General features: G+C 65.5%; 20 protein-coding genes and 1 other RNA gene. 14 read left to right on the top strand and 7 right to left on the bottom strand.

All coding sequences use genetic code 11. The annotated features are described in order from the left end of the window. Window positions 1–9: 9 nt before the first annotated feature. Both nudC and QZ409_RS13230 read right to left on the bottom strand, forming a co-directional pair. A complete protein-coding gene (gene nudC / locus QZ409_RS13235) occupies window positions 10–1,008 on the bottom strand; it encodes an NAD(+) diphosphatase (protein ID WP_296712026.1) in 999 nt (332 codons plus the stop codon). Beyond that, window positions 1,005–1,424 carry an HIT domain-containing protein gene (locus QZ409_RS13230; RefSeq protein WP_296712023.1) on the bottom strand — a complete coding sequence of 140 codons (420 nt, stop codon included), beginning with the start codon at window positions 1,422–1,424 and terminating at the stop codon, window positions 1,005–1,007. Before QZ409_RS13230 ends, nudC begins: the two co-directional genes overlap by 4 nt. A gap of 99 nt (window positions 1,425–1,523) precedes the next feature. Between QZ409_RS13230 and ffs the strand changes: the two genes are divergently transcribed. The 4 genes from ffs (at window position 1,524) to recR (ending at window position 4,585) form a co-directional block, all read left to right on the top strand. Then, window positions 1,524–1,620: signal recognition particle sRNA small type (gene ffs, locus QZ409_RS13225), an RNA gene on the top strand. 50 nt (window positions 1,621–1,670) lie between these two features. After that, window positions 1,671–3,539, top strand: a complete 1,869-nt coding sequence (locus QZ409_RS13220; protein ID WP_296712020.1) for a DNA polymerase III subunit gamma/tau — start codon at window positions 1,671–1,673, stop codon at window positions 3,537–3,539. Next, complete coding sequence (locus tag QZ409_RS13215; RefSeq protein ID WP_296712017.1) at window positions 3,540–3,860, top strand: YbaB/EbfC family nucleoid-associated protein; 321 nt, start codon at window positions 3,540–3,542, stop codon at window positions 3,858–3,860. It abuts the gene before it with no gap. Between the two features lie 119 nt (window positions 3,861–3,979). After that, on the top strand, window positions 3,980–4,585 hold the full coding sequence (recR, locus tag QZ409_RS13210) for a recombination mediator RecR (RefSeq protein WP_296712014.1): 606 nt from the start codon (window positions 3,980–3,982) through the stop codon (window positions 4,583–4,585). A 19-nt stretch (window positions 4,586–4,604) separates the two neighbouring features. Here the strand turns inward: recR and QZ409_RS13205 are convergent, their stop codons facing one another. After that, window positions 4,605–5,561, bottom strand: a complete 957-nt coding sequence (locus tag QZ409_RS13205; RefSeq protein WP_296712011.1) for a DUF3280 domain-containing protein — start codon at window positions 5,559–5,561, stop codon at window positions 4,605–4,607. 196 nt (window positions 5,562–5,757) lie between these two features. Between QZ409_RS13205 and QZ409_RS13200 the strand changes: the two genes are divergently transcribed. Beyond that, a complete protein-coding gene (locus tag QZ409_RS13200) occupies window positions 5,758–7,161 on the top strand; it encodes a histidine kinase (protein WP_296712009.1) in 1,404 nt (467 codons plus the stop codon). Further along, a complete protein-coding gene (locus QZ409_RS13195) occupies window positions 7,158–7,823 on the top strand; it encodes a response regulator transcription factor (RefSeq protein WP_296712006.1) in 666 nt (221 codons plus the stop codon). Before QZ409_RS13200 ends, QZ409_RS13195 begins: the two co-directional genes overlap by 4 nt. A gap of 9 nt (window positions 7,824–7,832) precedes the next feature. Here QZ409_RS13195 and rmuC read toward each other — a convergent pair whose 3' ends face one another. Further along, window positions 7,833–8,942 (bottom strand): DNA recombination protein RmuC, encoded by a 1,110-nt coding sequence (gene rmuC, locus QZ409_RS13190; protein ID WP_296712003.1) that lies wholly within the window; start codon window positions 8,940–8,942, stop codon window positions 7,833–7,835. A gap of 129 nt (window positions 8,943–9,071) precedes the next feature. On the opposite strand from rmuC, the gene def reads away from it, so the two are divergent. Genes def through QZ409_RS13170 form a run of 4 tightly spaced genes read left to right on the top strand, consistent with a single transcriptional unit; the run spans window position 9,072 to window position 11,759 of the window. Next, the gene (gene def, locus QZ409_RS13185) at window positions 9,072–9,635 is read left to right on the top strand and encodes a peptide deformylase (protein WP_296712000.1); all 564 of its coding nucleotides are present in this window, start codon (window positions 9,072–9,074) and stop codon (window positions 9,633–9,635) included. Between the two features lie 3 nt (window positions 9,636–9,638). Beyond that, the gene (fmt, locus tag QZ409_RS13180) at window positions 9,639–10,601 is read left to right on the top strand and encodes a methionyl-tRNA formyltransferase (protein ID WP_296711998.1); all 963 of its coding nucleotides are present in this window, start codon (window positions 9,639–9,641) and stop codon (window positions 10,599–10,601) included. Continuing rightward, the gene (gene truA / locus QZ409_RS13175; RefSeq protein ID WP_296711996.1) at window positions 10,588–11,325 is read left to right on the top strand and encodes a tRNA pseudouridine(38-40) synthase TruA; all 738 of its coding nucleotides are present in this window, start codon (window positions 10,588–10,590) and stop codon (window positions 11,323–11,325) included. Before fmt ends, truA begins: the two co-directional genes overlap by 14 nt. 35 nt (window positions 11,326–11,360) lie before the next feature. Beyond that, window positions 11,361–11,759: a protease inhibitor I42 family protein gene (locus tag QZ409_RS13170; protein WP_296711993.1), complete on the top strand. Its 399-nt coding sequence runs from the start codon at window positions 11,361–11,363 to the stop codon at window positions 11,757–11,759. 8 nt (window positions 11,760–11,767) lie between these two features. On the opposite strand, the gene QZ409_RS13165 is transcribed toward QZ409_RS13170, so the two are convergent. Next, window positions 11,768–12,337, bottom strand: a complete 570-nt coding sequence (locus QZ409_RS13165) for an SH3 domain-containing protein (RefSeq protein WP_296711988.1) — start codon at window positions 12,335–12,337, stop codon at window positions 11,768–11,770. A gap of 217 nt (window positions 12,338–12,554) precedes the next feature. Between QZ409_RS13165 and QZ409_RS13160 the strand changes: the two genes are divergently transcribed. From QZ409_RS13160 to QZ409_RS13145, 4 genes are all read left to right on the top strand, one after another. Further along, a complete protein-coding gene (locus QZ409_RS13160; RefSeq protein WP_296711986.1) occupies window positions 12,555–13,550 on the top strand; it encodes a D-glycerate dehydrogenase in 996 nt (331 codons plus the stop codon). Between the two features lie 85 nt (window positions 13,551–13,635). Then, window positions 13,636–14,355: a YbaK/EbsC family protein gene (locus tag QZ409_RS13155; RefSeq protein WP_296711983.1), complete on the top strand. Its 720-nt coding sequence runs from the start codon at window positions 13,636–13,638 to the stop codon at window positions 14,353–14,355. 217 nt (window positions 14,356–14,572) lie between these two features. Further along, a complete protein-coding gene (locus QZ409_RS13150) occupies window positions 14,573–15,001 on the top strand; it encodes an Hsp20 family protein (RefSeq protein WP_296711979.1) in 429 nt (142 codons plus the stop codon). A gap of 57 nt (window positions 15,002–15,058) precedes the next feature. Next, window positions 15,059–15,325, top strand: a complete 267-nt coding sequence (locus QZ409_RS13145; protein WP_296711976.1) for a DUF1150 domain-containing protein — start codon at window positions 15,059–15,061, stop codon at window positions 15,323–15,325. 147 nt (window positions 15,326–15,472) lie between these two features. Here the strand turns inward: QZ409_RS13145 and recQ are convergent, their stop codons facing one another. Continuing rightward, window positions 15,473–17,296 carry a DNA helicase RecQ gene (recQ, locus tag QZ409_RS13140; RefSeq protein WP_296711973.1) on the bottom strand — a complete coding sequence of 608 codons (1,824 nt, stop codon included), beginning with the start codon at window positions 17,294–17,296 and terminating at the stop codon, window positions 15,473–15,475. Beyond that, entirely contained in the window at window positions 17,293–18,474 is a 1,182-nt protein-coding gene (gene recF / locus QZ409_RS13135; protein ID WP_296711970.1) for a DNA replication/repair protein RecF, read from the bottom strand. The genes recQ and recF overlap by 4 nt, the downstream gene beginning before the upstream one ends. Window positions 18,475–18,520: the final 46 nt, after the last annotated feature.

Here is an 18,520-nt window from a genome sequence, read left to right as displayed (position 1 = left end):
GCGCGAAGATCACGGGCGCGCGGCCTTGCCGCTCGCCTCGCCCGTAGAAAGCCAATGCTCGAGCAAGGTCCGCGCGATGGCGATCGAATTGGGTGCGAAAAAACCCTGCTCATGGCGCTGTTCGATCATGGCGCGGGCTTCGGCGCGGCTGAACCAGCGGCAATCCTCCAGCTCGTCCCGATCGATGACAATCTCGCGCGAAAGAGCCTGCGCCCGGCAGCCGATCATCAGCGACGCCGGGAAGGGCCAAGGCTGCGACGCGACATAGCGCACCGCGCCGACAGCTATTCCGGCCTCTTCCATCACCTCGCGGCGCACGGCTTCCTCCAGCGTCTCGCCGGCTTCGACAAAGCCCGCGAGGCAGGAATACATGCCTTCGGGAAAGCGCGTCTGGCGGCCGAGCAGACAGGAATCGCCATGCTCGACCATCATGATCGCCACGGGATCGGTGCGGGGAAAATGCTGGGCCGCGCAGGCCTCGCAATCGCGCCGCCAACCGCCCTGCGCCGCTTGGGTCGGCGCGCCGCAACGCGCGCAGAAGCGATGCGCTGCGTGATAATGCAAAATCGCCTTGGCTTGGGCCAGAATGGCGATTTCGCCGCGTGAAAGGCTTTGTTTATTGGCGAGCGGGCGCAGGTCGCGAATTTGCAGGTCGGGCCGGGCGGGCAGGATCAGGCGGCGCTGGTCGGTGAAGGAGGCTTCGTCATAGGGCGCTTCGGCGCGGGCGGCGTCGTCGGGCAGCAGCAGGGCGAAGACCGGCCCCGATTCGTCGCGCCCGAGCAGAACCTCCTCCTGCGCCGGGCCGAAAGCCCGCGCCTCGTCCAGCCTATGCAGCGCTGAGAGCGTTTCGCCCTCCAGGCGCAAGACGGGCATGGCTTGCACGAAGACCACGGCGCGGGCGCTAGGCGCAGCGGTCAGTTCGGCGAACAGCTGTCGGTCCTCGCGTCCCAGCGACAGCCGATTGAGCGGATTTCCGGCGAAGCCGACCACGATGTCATAGGCGCTCATGCCGGGCGGTCCAAGCCAAGGGCGGCGCGCAAGGCGGCGAGGCGTTCTTCCGCCGCTGCGGGCGTATAGGCTTCGGGCTTGCCGGCGCCCCAGACCGGTCCGGGCCAGGCGAAATCGCCCTCGAAACGCGCCACGACATGGACGTGCAATTGCGCGACCATATTGCCGAGAGCGCCAGTGTTGATCTTTTTCGCCCCGCTCAGCGCCTTGAGGCGCGCGCCCGCGAAAGACGCCTCCTCGATCAGAAGCGCGCGCTCACGTGGCGAAAGATCGTGGATTTCGGACAGGCCGTCGCGGCGTGGAACGAGGATCAGCCAGGGATAACGGCTGTCGTTCATGAGCAAGACACGGCACAGCTCAAGCTCGCCAACAGAAAAACTATCGGCGGCGAGGCGAGGATCAAGGGCAAAATTCATCCGGCCTCCCTTTCCCGATCGTGGGTAGCGCCTTCGCCGCATCGAGACAAGGCGCCGCCCCCTCTTGCGCAAACGCCCGTCATGGTCCAAATAAGCGCCGGGAGGTTGGCGGTGGACGTTCCACTCGCCAACCGGGTCAGGTCCGGAAGGAAGCAGCCCTAACGAGAACGGGCGGGTCTTCGTCCAGCCTCCCACTTATCAGATTTGCGCGCCCGACGACCGCTGGCGCCTGCATTCGGCGGTTCGATGATCGACGATTCCGCGCCAAATCAAAGCGAAAGCGCGGCCGAGGGCCTGTTTCCCGACGCGCTGCAGCCGCAATCAGGCGCGCAAAACGTCTATCGCGTGCTGGCGCGCAAATATCGCCCCTCGCGGTTCGAGGATCTGATCGGCCAGGAGCCGATGGTCCGCACCCTTTCCAACGCCTTCGATCTCGGCCGCATTCATCAGGCCTATATGCTCACCGGCGTGCGCGGCGTCGGCAAGACGACCACCGCGCGCATTCTCGCCCGCGCCTTCAATTACCAATTGCCGGCGCGCGATGGACGGCCCGCCATCGACCGGCCCACCATCCACATGGACGAGCTGGGCGTGCATTGCCAGGCGATCATGGAATCGCGCCATATCGACGTGATCGAAATGGACGCCGCCTCCCACACCAGCATTGACGACGTGCGCGAGATCGTCGAAAGCGCGCGCTACAAGCCGGTGATGGCGCGGACCAAGGTCTATATCATCGACGAAGTGCACATGCTGTCCAAGTCCGCCTTCAACGGTCTGTTGAAGACGCTGGAAGAGCCGCCCGAGCACGTCAAATTCCTGTTCGCGACCACGGAAATCGAGAAAGTCCCAGTCACGGTGCGCTCGCGCTGCCTGCGCTTTGACCTGCGCCGGGTCGAGTCCGAGGCTTTGGTCCGCCATCTCGCCAATATCTGCGACAAGGAAAAGGTCGAGATCGACCATGATTCCCTCGCGCTGATCGCCCGCGCCTCCGAGGGCTCGGTGCGCGATTCGCTGTCGCTGCTCGATCAGGCCATCGCCCACGGGGCGGGCGCGCCGATCGGAGTGGAAAATCTGCGTCTCATGCTGGGCCTCGCCGATCGCGCCCGCGTCATCGACCTGTTCGAGGCGTTGATGCGGGGCGATGTCGCCGCCGCGCTGGCCAATCTCAAGGACCAGTATGACGCCGGCGCCGATCCGGGACAGGTCCTGATTGATCTCGCCGCCTTCGTCCATTTCGTGACCAAGACCAAGGTCGCGCCGGGGGTGATGGACCCGTCCGCGACCCAGGTCGAGCGCGAGCGCGGCGGCTTTTTCGCGCAGAACCTCTCGATGGCCGTGCTATCCCGCGCATGGCAGATCCTGCTCAAGGGCGTCGAGGAGGTGAAGGACTCTCCGCGTCCGCTGCCCGCCGCCGATATGGTTCTGGTGCGTCTCGCCTATGCCGCCGATCTGCCGACGCCCGAAGAGGCGCTGAAAAATTTTAACGCGGCGCCGTCGGGCGGGTCTTCGTCTGGGCCCTCGCGGGGCGCGCCGTCGCCGTCCGGGCCGGGTCCGGGCGCCGCTTTGCGCGCCGCGCCGCGTTTGGCCGCCGCGCAGGCGGCGCCATCGCCGTCCCAGGCTTCCGCCCCGGCTCCCGCGACGGGCGCGCCCGTGCTGGCGATCAAATCCTTCGCCGAGCTTCTGGCTTTGGCCGCCGAGAAACGCGACATTCAGATCAAGGCCGCGCTGGAGCGCGACGTGCGTCTGGTGCGGTTCGAACCCGGCGTGCTGGAGTTTTCGCTCGCGCCCGGCGGTTCGCCCGGCCTTGCGGCCAATCTGACCCGCAAATTGCAGGACTGGACCGGGCAGCGCTGGATGGTGGCTTTGTCCTCCGCGCCCGGCGCGCCGAGCCTGCTCGAACAGGCCGCCGCCAGGGAAGATGAGAAGCGAATCGGCGTGCAGGCGCATCCGTTGGTGCGCGCGGCGCTCGATCTTTTTCCTGGCGCCGTGGTCGTCGCGGTGCGCGGCAGCGAGGCTGAGCCAGAGCCTTTCGCGGTTGCGCCGGCGTCGGTCGAAGACTTGGCGCATGAAGACTTGGCCTATAACGACGAATCCGAAGAAGAGGATTTCTGAATGGACATCATGGGCTTGATGAAAAAGGCCGGCGCCATGCAGGCTAAAATGGCCGAGATGCAGGCCGAACTCGACAATATTACCGTCGAGGGTCTGGCGGGCGGCGGTCTGGTGAAGGTCACGCTGACGGCCAAGGGCGCCTTGCAGGCCCTCGCCATCGATCCGTCGCTGCTGAAGGAAGACGAGAAGGAAATTCTCGAAGACCTGATCGTCGCGGCCCATGCCGACGCCCGCCGCAAGGCGGAAGGTCTGCTCGAAGAAAAAATGAAGGGCATGACCGCCGGTCTCGGCCTGCCGCCGGGCATGAAGCTGCCTTTCTAATTGTTGCCTTCCGCGCTTTTGCGCGGAAGGCGCCCCTCGCACTGGCTCGGCGTCGCGGTCGCTCCTAGCGCCCTTCGGGCGCGGGGGGCTTTGCGGCTCGGGCGTCTCGGAATTATTTCATGGCTGAACGTATCGCCGGGCCGGAAATCGAGCGGCTGATTCAATTGCTCGCCCGGCTGCCGGGGCTGGGGCCGCGTTCGGCGCGGCGCGCCGCGCTGCATCTGATCCGCAAGCGCGAGGAACTGCTTGGCCCGCTGGCGGAAGCCATGCGCGTGGCCAAGGAAAAAATCGTCACCTGTTCGGTCTGCGGCAATGTCGACACCACCGACCCCTGCTGCATCTGCGCCGACACGCGCCGCGACGGGGGCGTGATCGTGGTGGTCGAGACGGTGGGCGACCTCTGGGCGCTGGAGCGTGCTGGGGTTCTCAGCGCGCAATATCATGTCCTCGGCGGCGCGCTCTCGCCGCTCGACGGGATCGGGCCGGACGATCTGAACATCGGCAAGCTGGTCGGCCGCGTCGCCGAAGGCGGCGTCAGGGAGGTCATTCTCGCCGTCAACGCCACGGTCGACGGCCAGACCACGGCCCATTACATCACCGAATTGCTCAGCCCCTTCCACGTCAAATGCACCCGCCTCGCCCATGGCGTGCCGGTCGGCGGCGAACTGGATTATCTTGACGAAGGCACGCTCGCGGCGGCGCTGAGGAGCCGTACGGACCTCTGACGTCGCGACCCGCGCGCGCTCATGGGCCTTGCTTCGCCAGCAGCCGCTTTTCGATCAGCCAGGACGCGCCGCGATCCCAGGAATAATTCGCGCCAATGCGCAGGTCGGTCTGCCCGACCGAGATCAGTTCGCCGGTCCGCGCGTCGCGCAGGCGAAAGGTCACCGCATAATCGGTCCGGGTGATGCGCGTCACGATCCCGACGAGGGATTGGTCCGCCCCGAGCTTCAATGCGATGGGAGCGTCGCAGCCGTCGCACTGGCGCAATTCATGCGCTTTCACCGGCTGGTCCTCCGCGCTGGCGACGTCCACCAGCGCATAGCGTTCCGATCCGGCGATCAGTTTTCGCGCGGCCTGTGTCGCGCGCCTCAATTGCTGGGAATCGTCGGCGCTTTCGGCGATGATCCCGGCCCCGCCGCTGAAATCCTGTAGTTCGAAATCGAAAACGGCGAGTTTTTTGGGCTGCGCTTCGGCGCCTTTCGCGTCGGGCGAAAGGGCGGCGATGTCGGCGGCGACAAAACTTTCCGCCCTGCGCCAGGAGTCGTCATTGTCGCCGCGAAAGCTGAGCAGGCGGTCGAGGATGATGCGGTCGGCCTCCATGTCGGCGATCTTGATCTTGGCCCATTGCACCAGAGTGCTCATCTTGTGCACGCCGCCCAAAACCACGAGCCGGGCGCCCGCCGCGCGGGCCGCGCTTTGCAGTTCGTCCATGGCGTCGCGCGAGGAACAGGGCCGCGCGCCGCAGGCCATCGGGACGATGCGATATTTGCCGCTCGCCGCGAGGTCGCGGCCCAGAGCTTCGGTGAATTCGCGCAGGCGTCTGGCGTGCTCCGTCGTCTGGTCCTTGCTCTCGCCAGAAGTGTCGACGTAATCAAGATCGAGAACCGCTGTCGCTATGGGCTCGCGCGGCGCCGAGTGGAGCGCAGCGGCCGAGGCGCAGAGCGAGAGCGCGGCGAAAAAAAACGGAGTGGAGCGCATCTGGCGTTTCCTTTGCGGCGGCGATTGCGAAAGTCCAGCCATGGTTTCACGCCCGTCCGGCGCGTGAAACGGCGAATCGCCCGACCGGCGCCGGGCAAATTTCCCGATCTTTTCTCCATCGCTTCCCAAGGCGTCGCTTCTGCCGCTTAATGCCGCTCATCCCGGCGCGAAGCGCCGCTTCCCTGGCGCGCTGTCGATGCCCTTGCTGACGAAAATCGACCTCAAGCTGCGGCTGGCCTTGCGCGTGGCGGCGCTGTCGGCGTTCTGCCTCGTCGCGGCCTTTGCTTTTCTGCTTTTCGACGGCGACAGGACTGCGCGCGCGCAGCTAAGGGCGGTCGCGGAAGTCGTGGCCAAGGATTTGACCTTGCAGCTTGGGCAAGCGCACTGGGTCAGGCCGGCGCGAGACGCCTTTCCCGATCTCCAGCGAATCGCCGCTTCGGTGATGTCGCCCGGGCTATGCATCTCCTATCGCGACGAAGCGGGCGAAGTTCGGCAAAGCTTTTGCGGCGGGTCGGCGTCACAGAAGGCGCCCGCGCCCTTCGACTGGCTTTGCCGCCGGCTGTTCGATCCCGGCGCCGAGATCTCGCAGCCGATCTCCTTTGAGGGCCGTCCGATGGGCGCGGCTGGCGCGGCTTTTGAGCCTTCAAGCCAGATCGCCGCGATGTGGCGCGAGACAACCCGGTTTCTGGCCTTGATGGCAGCGACCATGTCAGTGCTCTGTCTTCTGGTTTACGCCGCCCTTGCGCGCGCGTTGCGTCCGACGCGCATGATTCAGACCGGGCTTGAGCGACTCGCGGCCGGCGACCTCGCGGCCCGGCTTCCTGCCTTCGATCTCGCGGAACTGTCGGCAATCCGGGCGGTGTTCAACGGGCTGGCGGAAAAGCTGGAGACAACGCTGGCGGAGCGGCGCGAACTGACCCGAAGGCTTATCGTCGTGCAGGATGAGGAGCGCCGCCGGCTTGCGCGCGACCTGCATGACGAATTCGGCCAATGTCTCGCCGCGATCGGCGCAGTGGCCGCCTCGATCGGGCAGACGGCGCGCGCCGAATGTCCGGCGCTTGTCCCCGAATCCGACAGCATCGCCAGAACGACTGCGCATATGATGGAATCGCTCCGCAGCGCGCTGACGCGGCTGCGGCCGCCCGAGCTGGATGAAATCGGCCTCACGGCGAGTCTCGACCGCCTCGTCGCGGGCTGGAATCGACGTGGCGGGGCCACGCGATTCGCCTTCGTGGCGACGGAGAGTCTGGACGAGCTGCCGCCCTTCCTGTGCGCCAATCTCTATCGCGTCGCGCAAGAAGCGATGACCAACGCGGCCAAACATGCCGGCGCCCGGAATGTGGAGTTGCGCCTCGCCTGGCGGCAAACGGAGGGCGGCGCGACCGCGCTGGAAATGAGCGTGACGGATGACGGCGGGGCCGATCTGGATAGTCTTTCAGCCGGTCCAGGGCTGGGCCTTGTCGGCATCAGGGAGCGGGTCGCTGCGCTGGATGGACGGCTGACATTCGAGCCGGGCGCTCCGACCGGGCTGATTCTCCGCGTTTCGATTCCTGCGCCGGCGCGGGATCCAACGGCCTCGCGCGTCGGGAGCGTCTCATGAGCGGGGAAGGCGTCAAAATCATGCTGGTGGACGATCACGCGGTCGTCCGCGAGGGTTATCGCGCCTTGCTGCAAAAGCAGCGCGGCCTGACCGTCGTGGCCGAAGCCGCGGACGGCGCCGAGGCTTATCGCCTTTACAAGAGCGCGCGTCCCGATCTCGTGATCATGGATCTTTCCATGTCCGGCATCGGCGGGATCGAGGCGATCAAACGCATCCGGCAATGGGACCCGGACGCCCGCATTCTCGTCTTCACCATGCATCTCAGCGCCATCCGTGCGCGGCAGGCGGTCCGGGCCGGGGCGCGAGGCTATGTCACCAAGAGCAGCGCGCCTGAGGTTCTTCTCGCCGCTGTGTTCGACATTCTGCGAGGCCGCATCGCTTTCAGCCCGGACATCGACCATGAGCTTGCGCAGGACTGGGCGCAGGAATGGGCCCATGAAGGCGCCAGCCCCTTCGATCGCCTGACGTCGCGGGAGTTCGAAATCCTGCGCCTGCTCCTGATAGGCAAATCGACCGAACAGGTCGCCGAAACGCTCCATGTCAGCCCCAAGACCGTGGCCAATACGCGTTATCAGATCAGGGACAAGCTTGGCGTTCATTCGGATATCGAACTGGTGCGCCTGGCGTTGCGACAGGGATTGCTCGACGACGACGCGAGCTAAGCCGGCGCATCATTGCGCGGCGGTCAGGATATCCGGCTTGTCGCTGGCGAAATCGATCCGGTCAATGCGTTCGCCCGTCCGGGCAATCTTTTCCGATGAGGTCAGGATCGCGGCGACGTCTTCCTGCGTCTGGCGGAAATGGCCGTCGAGCTTCAGCACGCGCTGGCGCAGTCGCGAGACGTCTTCGACCAGCTTGCGCGTCTGGGCCTGAATCACATGGGCCTGATCGCGCACCAGCGCGTCGCGGACCAGCGCCTGCAACACCTGAATGGCCATCAGCAGCAGCGAGGGCGATACGATCAGCACCCGGGCGCGATGCGCCTTCTGGATCACGTCGTCGAAAGCTTCGTGCAGTTCGGCGAACAGCGATTCCGACGGCACGAACAAGATCGCCACGTCCTGCGTCTCGCCGGGAAGGAGGTAACGCTCGGAAATATCCTTGATATGCTTGCCGAGATCCGCGCGCACGCGCGCTTGCGCAACCTTTCGCGCGGCCTCATCTCCGGCGTCCTTCAGGGCGGTGAAGGCTTCGAGCGGGAATTTGGCGTCGAGCGCGAGAATCTTATCGTCGCCCGGCAGTTTCAGCGCGCAATCGGGCCGCGCTCCGGTCGAGAGCGTGTGCTGGAAGGCGAAGGCGTTGGCGGGCAGGGCGTCGCGGATGATCGCCTCCATTCGGCCCTGGCCGAAGGCGCCGCGCGTCTGCTTGTTGGCGAGAATGTCCTTGAGGCCGACGACTTCCTGCGTCAGGCCGGCAAGCCGCGCCTGCGCGGAATCGATCAAGGCCAGCCGCTCGTTCAGCGCGCTCAAATTGACGAATGTGGCGCGGGCGGAGGTCTCAAGCCTTTCATTGACGCGATGGGCCGAGGAATCCAGCTTTTCTCCTACGGCGCGCGCGAAGTCCGCCTGCCGTCCGCCGAGGATTTCGGCGAAGGTTTGCAACCGTCCGGCCATTTCGGCATGGGCGCGGACGAGTTCGGTCATTTGCGCTTCGGTATGGGCGCGCCGGCCGCCGCGCGCGACCAAGGCGAGGGCGAATAGCGCGAAGAACGCGACCGCCGCCGCAAGCTCATAGGCCGTGACCGGAAAAGAGAAAATCTCGAACAGAAAGCGATCCGTCATGGCGACATCTAAAACCGGAATCAATGAACAAAAATAGAACATATCCCGCGATTCTTTGCAAAGGCCATTTGACGCTGGCGGCGGCTGCCCTTATCTCAGGGGCCGATAACTGCTAGAGTCCGCAAATCCATGGCTATTCGTCCGATCCTGTGCCTGCCCGATCCCAAACTGCGCGCCGTCAGCGAAAAAGTCGGCGTCGTGGACGATTCGGTGCGCGCCTTGATGGATGACATGCTGGAGACGATGTATGACGCGCCGGGCATCGGCCTCGCCGCGATCCAGATCGGCGTCGCGAAGCGCGTTCTCGTGATCGATCTGGCCAAGCAGGACGAGGAGGCGGCCCCGCAATTCTTCGCCGATCCGGAAATCCTCACCCGCTCCGAAGAGACCTCCGTCTATGAGGAGGGCTGTCTCTCGGTGCCGGATTATTACGAGGAAGTGAACCGCCCGGCGAAGATTCGCGTGCGCTTTCTGGACCGCAATAATGAGCGGCGCGAGATCGAGGCCGAGGGCCTGCTCGCGACCTGCCTCCAGCACGAGATCGACCATCTCGACGGCAAATTATTCATCGACCATCTGTCGCGCCTGAAGCGCGAGCGGGCGATCAAGAAATACGCCAAGGCCGCTCGTAACAGCGAACCCGCCGCGCCAAAGGCGGAACGAGGCCCGGAAATCCGCGAAAAGCAGGGTTGATCCATGCGCGTCATTTTCATGGGCACGCCGGATTTCGCGCTGGCGCCGCTGGCTGAAATCTTTGGGCGCGGCCATGAGATTGTCGCGGTCTATACGCGCGCGCCCAAAGCCGCCGGGCGGCGCGGTCTGGAGCTGACGCCCTCGCCGGTTCACGCGGCGGCGGAACGCTATGGCTTGACCGTCCTGACGCCGAAAAGCTTCCGCGATCCCGAGACGATCGAGCAGTTCCGGGCCTTCGAGGCCGATGTCGCGGTTGTGGTCGCTTATGGCCTCATCCTGCCCAAAGCGGCGCTCGACGCCCCGGCGTATGGCTGTCTCAACCTTCACGGCTCGCTGCTGCCGCGCTGGCGCGGCGCCGCGCCAATCCAGCGCGCGATCATGGCCGGCGACCGCGAGACCGGCGTCGAGGTCATGAAAATGGAGGAGGGGTTGGACACCGGCCGCATCGCCATGGCCGAAAAACTGACAATCACGCCCGACATGACCGCCGGCGAGGCCCATGACCGGCTGTCGGTCCTTGGCGCCGATCTGATCGGGCGCGCGCTGGCCGCCCTCGAACGCGGCGGGCTGCAATTCCAGCCGCAATCCGAAGACGGCGTGGTTTACGCCAAAAAGATCGACAAGGCCGAGGCGCGAGTCGATTTCGCGCATCCGGCTTCCATCCTGCACAATCTCATTCGCGGCCTTTCGCCCTTCCCCGGCGCCTTTTTCGAAATGGATTTCGGCAAGGGTTTTGAACGCGTGAAGATCCTGCGTTCCGCCCTCGTGGATGGCGCGGGCAAACCCGGCGAAATTCTCGACGAGACGGCGCGCGTCGCCTGCGGCGAGGGCGCGCTGCGGCTGGTTGAAGTCCAGCGGGCCGGGCGCGGTCCGGTTTCAGGCGAGGAATTTTTGCGCGGCGCCCGGCTCGTTCCCGGCGCGATCTTGGTCCCAGCGCAGAACGCCGAACTAGATGCCCAGATATAAGCTCGTCATCGAATATGACGGGACCGATTATGTCGGCTGGCAGCGGCAGGCGAACGGGCTTTCAGTTCAGGAAGTGATCGAGCGCGCGCTGGCCCGGCTCGACCCCGCGCCCGGCGGCTTGCGCGGCGCCGGGCGCACCGATGCGGGCGTCCATGCTTCGGCGCAGGTCGGCCATGTCGATCTGTCGCGCGAATGGCGGCCGGACAAGCTGCGCGAGGCGCTGAACGCGCAGATGCGGCCGGAAAAGGTGGCGATTCTGCTGGCCGAAGCAGTCGCGGACGATTTCGACGCCCGCTTCTCAGCCAAGGCGCGGCATTATCTCTATCGCATCGTCAATCGCCGGGCGCCCCTGACTTTCGATTCCGGCAACGCCTGGCTGGTGAAGCGGCGGCTCGATTCGCAGGCCATGCACGAGGCGGCGCAACTTCTGCTCGGCCGCCATGATTTCTCGACCTTTCGCGACGCCGATTGCCAGGCGGAAAATCCGGTGCGCACGCTGGACCGGCTGGACGTGCGGCGACAGGGCGACGAAATTCACGTCTACGCCAGCGCGCGCGCCTTTTTGCACCGGCAGGTGCGTTCCATGGTCGGGTCGCTGGAGCATGTCGGCTCCGGCAAATGGCGCGCCGAGGATTTGCAGGCTGCGCTGGAGTCTTGCGACCGCGCCCGCTGCGGCCAGGTCGCGCCCGCCGCAGGGCTTTATCTGATTGGCGTGGATTACTGACCGCCGCGCGGGTTTCTCTCGGGGGCAAGAGCGCAATGAAACAGGCGAGAAATTTTTTGGCGGCATTGCTCTGCCTGTGTGCTTTCGCGTCGCCGGGATTCGCCGCGACCGTGCTGACCGAGGCCGACGCCAATGCGCCGCGCGTCGTCGCCGTCGGCAAGACGATCGAGTTGCGGCTGATCGAAAATCCCTCCACCGGCTACACATGGTCGGTCACGCTCGATCCGTCCACGGCGGCGGCGGTTGTCGCCGATCGCTGGACGCCGGCTGGCGGGTCGGGCGCGCAGCCCATGCCCGGCGGTTCCGGAGCGCGCGACCTGACAGTCGCTATCAAGCAGCCCGGACTCCTCGCGATCCGCGCCAAGAACTGGCGCGCCTGGGAGGGCGACGCTTCCGTGACACAAAGGCTGGAATTCCGGCTCGACGCGCGCTGATTCGCGCCCTATTCGACCTTTTCGCCCGGATAAACGCCCCAGAGCAGGGTCTGCGACATATAGCCGTCATAGCGATCGCCCTTCAGGCGGCACCAGCTTCCGTCGCATTTCTTGACGCTGGCGATGACGCCAGGCGCGAGCTTGGCGACGATGTTGGAACTCTCCTGCGGCTCCGCGCGCAGGGGGAAAGGCGGGGCGTCCTTTTTCCAGGGCGCGATCAGGGCGCTCCTCTTGCCGGAGAGCAGGGAATGCAACACCCAGCCCTCGGAGCCTTCCGAGTCACGAATTCGGCGCCAGGTCTCATATTCGGCGGTGATTTCAACGGGCAGGCCGGCGCGCTGGTAGATCCATTTGGTGGCGTGGTCCTTGGAAGGGCCTTCGCGCAAATTCACGTGATCGGACTTTAGGCTCACATATCGCGGCACAGGCAGGCCGGTCGCGGGGCCGACCGCTTGCTGCGCCTCCGCCGTTTGCGGGCCGAGAATCAGGAATGCGCCCAAAAAACCGGCCGCGAGCGCGCGAACGCGGCGCATCCGGGGGATGGCAAGCGAAAAAATCGAGAGCGGTCCATTCGCCATGACGCCTTATTCCTCTGTCCCGCGCCTCTCGGCCGGTGTGGCCGCTGGCGGATCGCCGTCCTTGTTTTTGCCAAGGCATCTGCTAGGAAGCAGGAGCGTCGGGCGCCGGGTTTGATTATGGTCAATCCTTTGTGGCCCGATCATTGTTAATGACTGGTATAGGCCGGCGCGGCGGGCGCGCATTCGGTCGGCCTGCCGAGGGAGGTACGGGGTTTCCATGGGCAAAGCCAAGCCGATCGTCATCGTCACCCGCAAGCTTCCCGAACAGGTCGAATCGCGCATGCGCGAATTGTTCGACGCCCGGTTCAACGAAACCGACACGCCCATGACGCAGGCCGAACTCGCCGAGGCGATGCGCGCCGCCGACGTCCTCGTCCCGACCATTACCGACCGCATTGACGCCCATCTGATCGCGCAGTCCGGCGAAAAGCTGAAGCTGATCGCCAATTTCGGCAATGGCGTCGATAATGTCGACGTCACCTCCGCCCTGCGGCGCGGCATCACCGTCACCAACACGCCGGGCGTGCTGACGGAAGACACCGCCGACATGACCATGGGCCTGATCGTCGCCGTGTCCCGCCGCATCGTCGAGGGCGCGGGCGCGCTGGTCGGCGGCGGCTGGAACGGCTGGTCTCCGACCTGGATGCTCGGCCATCGCATCACCGGCAAGAAGCTGGGCATCATCGGCATGGGGCGCATCGGCCAGGCCGTCGCCCGCCGCGCCAAGGCCTTCGGCCTTTCGATCCACTACCACAACCGCCGCCCGGTCGCTCCCGGGATCGAGCAGGAGCTCGGCGCGACCTTCCACGAATCGCTCGACCAGATGCTGTCGCGCGTGGATATTGTTTCGGTGAACTGTCCGCAGACTCCGGCGACCTTCCACCTGCTGTCGGCGCGCCGGCTGAAAAATCTTCATTCCAGCGCGATCATCGTGAACACGGCGCGCGGCGAGATCATCGACCAGAACGCGCTGATCCGCATGCTGGAGGCGGGCGAGCTGTCCGGCGCCGGTCTCGATGTGTTCGAGCACGAGCCGGCGGTGGCGCCGCGCCTGCTGAAACTGGCCGAAGCCGGCAAGGTGACGCTGCTGCCGCATATGGGTTCGGCGACGCTGGAAGGCCGCATCGACATGGGCGAGAAGGTCATCATCAATGTGAAGACCTTTATGGACGGCCATCGCCCGCCGGACCGCGTACTGCCCAGCATGTTGTGATGGGCGCCAATGGGGCGTAAGGCGGCTGGCTCCCGACGCATGCTGTCCGCCGAGCGGGTCAGCTCTCGGCGGATCGCGGAAATCCGTGAACGTCGACGGCAAGGGCAAAGTTGCTCCATCCGCGGCCATTGTTCAGCACCTCTCGCCAACGCGTAGGAGGCGCGATTCTCGAGCGTTCGGGACATCCAATGGGCATTACGATTGCGCGGCGCCGAGCAAAGCGATAGAATTCAAAAATATCCAACATGAAGCCGGACGCCCTGATGCGGCCGCCGAAAGTGGTTCGACGACCCTCGCAGAATGCACGCGCCGGCTGCCGAGGGAGGTTGTTATGTCTGTCTCCGCGAAGTTGCAGAAATATCTCGCCCGCAAACAGATTCGCTTCGAAATCACGGAACATCAGCCAACTAACGATACGATGTCCACAGCTGAAGCTTGTCACGTCTCTCCCGATTGTCTGGCGAAGGCGGTCGTCGTGAGGTCGCGTGAAGGTTATCTTTTGGCTGTTTTGCCGGCGTCGCAACGGATCAGTTTATCACGCCTACAGCTGGCGCTCGGTCAGCCATATGCGTTGGCTACCGAACGAGAACTCGACCGGCTGTTCGACGATTGTGTTCACGGCGCCGTCCCTCCGATCGGCGAATGCTATGGGCTCGACGTAGTGACCGAGGCCAGCCTTTTCGATCCCACCGACATCTACTTCGAAGGAGGCGATCACAGGACGCTCGTCCACATGAGCCAAGCGCAATTTTCTCAATTGAGCGATGAAGCGCGACGCGCGCATTTTGCCGCCGCATTCGAGTAACGGACCGCCTTGTCGCGCCTCATTCGAGCCGCGACATTCCGCCCGACAGCTGAGAGATAAGGGACCGTTCGCGCGGCGGCATTTGGCGTCCGGTGGGCGCCGCTCCCGCTGCCACCCTTGAAAAGAAAAAACCGCGACGCCATATCGATCCTGCGGTGAGAGCCGTGGGGGCGCTTCGGGCCCTCGACACCAACGAGGCGCCTGAAAGGGCTTCGAAATGTCGCGACCGACCTTGATGAATTCGCCCTTCCTGCTGGGCTTTGACGATATTGAAAAAGCCCTGGAGCGTGTGACTCGAACCGCTTCGGACGGCTATCCCCCCTATAATATCGAGCGAATGCCTCGCGAGGACAATCTGCCGGAACGCCTGCGGATCACCTTGGCGGTGGCGGGCTTCAGCCGGGATCAGCTGGCCATCACTCTCGAGGAGGGCCAATTGGTGATCCGGGGACGCCAGCAGGACGATCGCGAGCGTCAATTCCTGCATCGCGGCATCGCCGCGCGCCAATTCCAGCGCAGCTTCCTCCTCGCGGAGGGGATGCAGGTGCTTGGCGCCGATCTCGCCGACGGCTTGCTGTCGGTGGACCTTGTTCGCCCCGAACCGGAGCGGATCGTTAAGAATATTGAGATCACTGTGCGGGGCTGAACTTTTGGTCCGCACGCTGTGCGCGTCTCATGGGAGAGCGCGGAAAGGGTGAAGACAATGAATAATCATCTGGAAAATCCCGGCCTCGGCCCGTTGACCGCCGACCAGTTCGCCCATCTCGGCGAAGGCGCCATCGCCTATGTCCGGCCGATCAAGTCGGAAGAGGCGCAGGCTTTGTTCCCGCAGATCGAGGGCCTCGAGCCCGGCCTGCAGCTGTTTGCCCTGCTCGGCGCCAATGGCGATCCGATCGTGCTGGCCGACAGCAAGGACGCCGCTGTCGCCAACGCCTGGGAGCACAAGCTCGCCACGGTGAGCGTGCACTAAATTTTGTTTCGCGCGGCGCGCGAGCCCCTCGCGTCAGCTCCGATAGGGCGTCGAAAGACGCCCGTCTCCCGCGGGCTGAAGGTCGCGTTCGCTCCTAGCCCCGGCCCTCTTAGAGGGCCGGCGCGTATCTCTCGCGCAAGTCCGGTTTCAAGCCTCGGCCTGGGCAATAGCGTCGAGGAAAACCTCGCCATAAAGTGCAATCTTGCGCTCGCCGACGCCGTGGATGGCGCGCAAATCCTCAAGGCGCGCCGGGCGGCGCTCGGCCATTTCCAGCAGCGTCCTGTCGGCGAAAATCATATAGGCGGCGAGGCCCTGCTCTTTGGCGAGGTCGCGCCGCAATTTCCGCAAGGCCTCGAAAATTTTCGCCTCTGTCGAATCCGCCGAATGCTCCGCCGCCTGTCCACGCTGCGCCGAGCGCGGAAAGTTTTTCGCGGCTTTTTCGCGCGGCGGGTCGGCGCGCAGGGTCATGGTTTCGCGGCCGAGCAGGATCGCCTCGCCCTTTTCCGTCAGCGCGAAGCCGCCATGTTCGGCGCTGGCCGAGCAGAGCGCGCCGGCCGCGAAAAGCTGGCGGAAGGTCGAGGCCCATTGCTGTTTCGACACATCGGCGCCGACGCCAAAGGTTTTCAGCGCATCATGGCCGTTGCGGCGCAGAGCCTCGTTTTCGGCGCCGGTCAACAAGTCGCATAAATAGCCCGAGCCGAATCTTTGGCCGGTGCGATAGACGGCGGAAAGCGCCTTTTGCGCTTCGACCGTTCCATCGCGCAGGGCGACCTGTCCGAGACACACGTCGCAGCGCCCGCAGGGCGGCGCCTCCTCGTTGAAATAGGCCAGCAGGGTTTTTCGCCGGCAGGAGGCCGCCTCGCAGAGAGAGGCCAAGGCGTTGAATCGCTGGTGTTCGAAGCGGCGGCGCTCGTCGGGCAAGGGCTTTTCATCAATCTGGCGGCGGCGCAGGGCCATGTCGTCGAGCCCGTAAAGCGCATAGGCGTCGGCGGGCAGGCCGTCGCGTCCGGCGCGGCCGATTTCCTGATAATAGGCCTCGATGGAAGAGGGCATGTCGGCGTGGGCGACGAAGCGCACGTCCGGCTTGTTGACACCCATGCCGAAAGCGACGGTGGCGAAGGCCACCACGCCATCCTCGCGCAAAAAACGGTCCTGATTGGCGTTGCGCCGCATCTGGTCGAGCCCGGCGTGATAGGCGACCGTCTCGAAACCCTGCTCTGCGAAAAAATCGCTGAGCTTTTCCGTCCCGGCGCGCGAGGCGCAATAGACGATGCCGCTCTGGCCGCGCCGGGACGCGAGAAAATTCTGCAATTGCTTGCGCGGCTGGTCCTTGGCCGCGAAGGTGAGCGAAATATTGGGCCGGTCGAAGGAATGGACGAAAATCTGCGGCGTCTTGTCGAACAGGCGCTCGGTGATCTCCGCCCGCATGGCCTGATCGGCGGTGGCGGTGAAGGCGATCACCTGCGGCTGGCCGAGCTTTTCCACGCCCTCGCGGATCATGCGATATTCGGGGCGGAAATCATGGCCCCAGGCGCAGATGCAATGCGCCTCGTCGACCGCCACGCGCCGAACATTGGCGCGTGAAAGCGCCTCGACCAGACCGTCCATGGCCAGCCGTTCCGGCGACAGAAAGAGCAGTCTCAGCTCGCCGGAGCGGATTTGCGTCCAGATGTCGCGCGCCTCGTCCTCGCCGGTCTGGGAATTGAGGCTGGCGGCGGCGAGGCCCAGTTCCCGCATCTGGCCGACCTGGTCGCGCATCAGGGCGATCAGCGGCGAGACGACGAGGGTCAGCCCTTCTCCGAGCAAAGCCGGCAGCTGATAGCACAGGCTTTTGCCGCTGCCGGTCGGCATCACCGCGAGCACGGGGTCGCCCGACAGCACGGCTTCGACGATCTCGGCCTGTCCGGGCCGGAAATCATCGAAGCCAAACACCAATTTGAGCAGGCGGCGGGCGGGCAGAAGTTCGCTCATGCGGCGCTCTCGTCCTGCGAAACCGGGGCGATCTTGCCGCCCGCCACCGCGAAAATATCGGCGCGGCCGCGCAGATCCTCGAACAGGCCCAGATCGGCGCCGGTCATCCAGATCTGGCCGCCCAACGCCGTCAGGGCGTCGAACAGGGCGCGGCGGCGCGAGGGATCGAAATGGGCAGCGATTTCATCCAGCAGCACGAGGGGCGCGATGCCGCTCATCGCCGCGACCAGCCGCGCATGGGCCAGCACCAGCCCCACCAGCAGGGCCTTCTGCTCGCCGGTGGAGGCGCGGCGGGCCTCGCATTGCTTGGGGCCGTGGCGCACCATCAGGTCGCTGGCCTGCGGGCCGGTGAGCGTGCGCCCCGCCGCGGCGTCGCGCGCCCGATTGTCGCGCAGGAGGGCGCGGAAACAGTCTTCCGCTTCGAGCGCGGGGCGTTCGGCGACCAGCCGGTCGATTTCGCCTTCCAGCGCGATCTCGGCCCAGGGAAAAGGCGAATCGTCGTCGCGTCCGGCGGCGATCAGGGCGGCGAGGCGCTCCACCGTCTCGCGCCGCGCGGCGGCCACCGCGATCGCCAGTTCGGCGATTTCGCGCTCGGCGGCGTCGAGCCAGATTTTCTCGCCGCGCCGCTCCTCGAGCAGGCGGTTGCGATTGCGCAAGGCGCGCTCCAGCGCGTTGACGCGGGCGCCGTGCTCGCTGTCCACCGCCAGCACGAGCCGGTCGAGGAAACGGCGGCGGTCGCCAGCCGCGCCGGTGAACAGCCCGTCCATGGAAGGGGTGAGCCAGACGATGCGGATATGATCGGCGAAGGCGCGCGAGGAGGAAACGGGCTCGCGGTCGATGCGGAATTTTTTCTGCAGGCCGTTGTCGCCGATTTCGGCGCCTGTTCCGAGTTGCAGCGGGCCGCCGGCCTCGCCGGTGAGTTCCAGCGACACGGCGAAGCCGCCGCCGCCGCCCTCGCGGGCGAGGTCCGCCAATTCGGCGCGGCGCAAGCCCCGCCCGGGCGTGAACAGCGAGAGCGCCTCGAGCAGATTGGTCTTGCCCGCGCCATTGTCGCCGGCCAGTGCCGCGACATTGGACGAGAGGCGCAGATCGAGCGCGGGATAGGAGCGGAAATCCGCCAGCGCGACACGCCGGACGCGCGGCGCGCGGAAGACCGAATCGCTTGCGGCCATAGTCATGGACGGCTTTTAGCCCGCGCCGGGCGCCGGAGCCAGCGGCGCGACG

Origin of the sequence: Rhodoblastus sp. (assembly GCF_019449565.1) — a bacterium.
Taxonomy (GTDB): domain Bacteria; phylum Pseudomonadota; class Alphaproteobacteria; order Rhizobiales; family Beijerinckiaceae; genus Rhodoblastus.
This window is presented reverse-complemented; position numbering and strand designations above follow the sequence as displayed.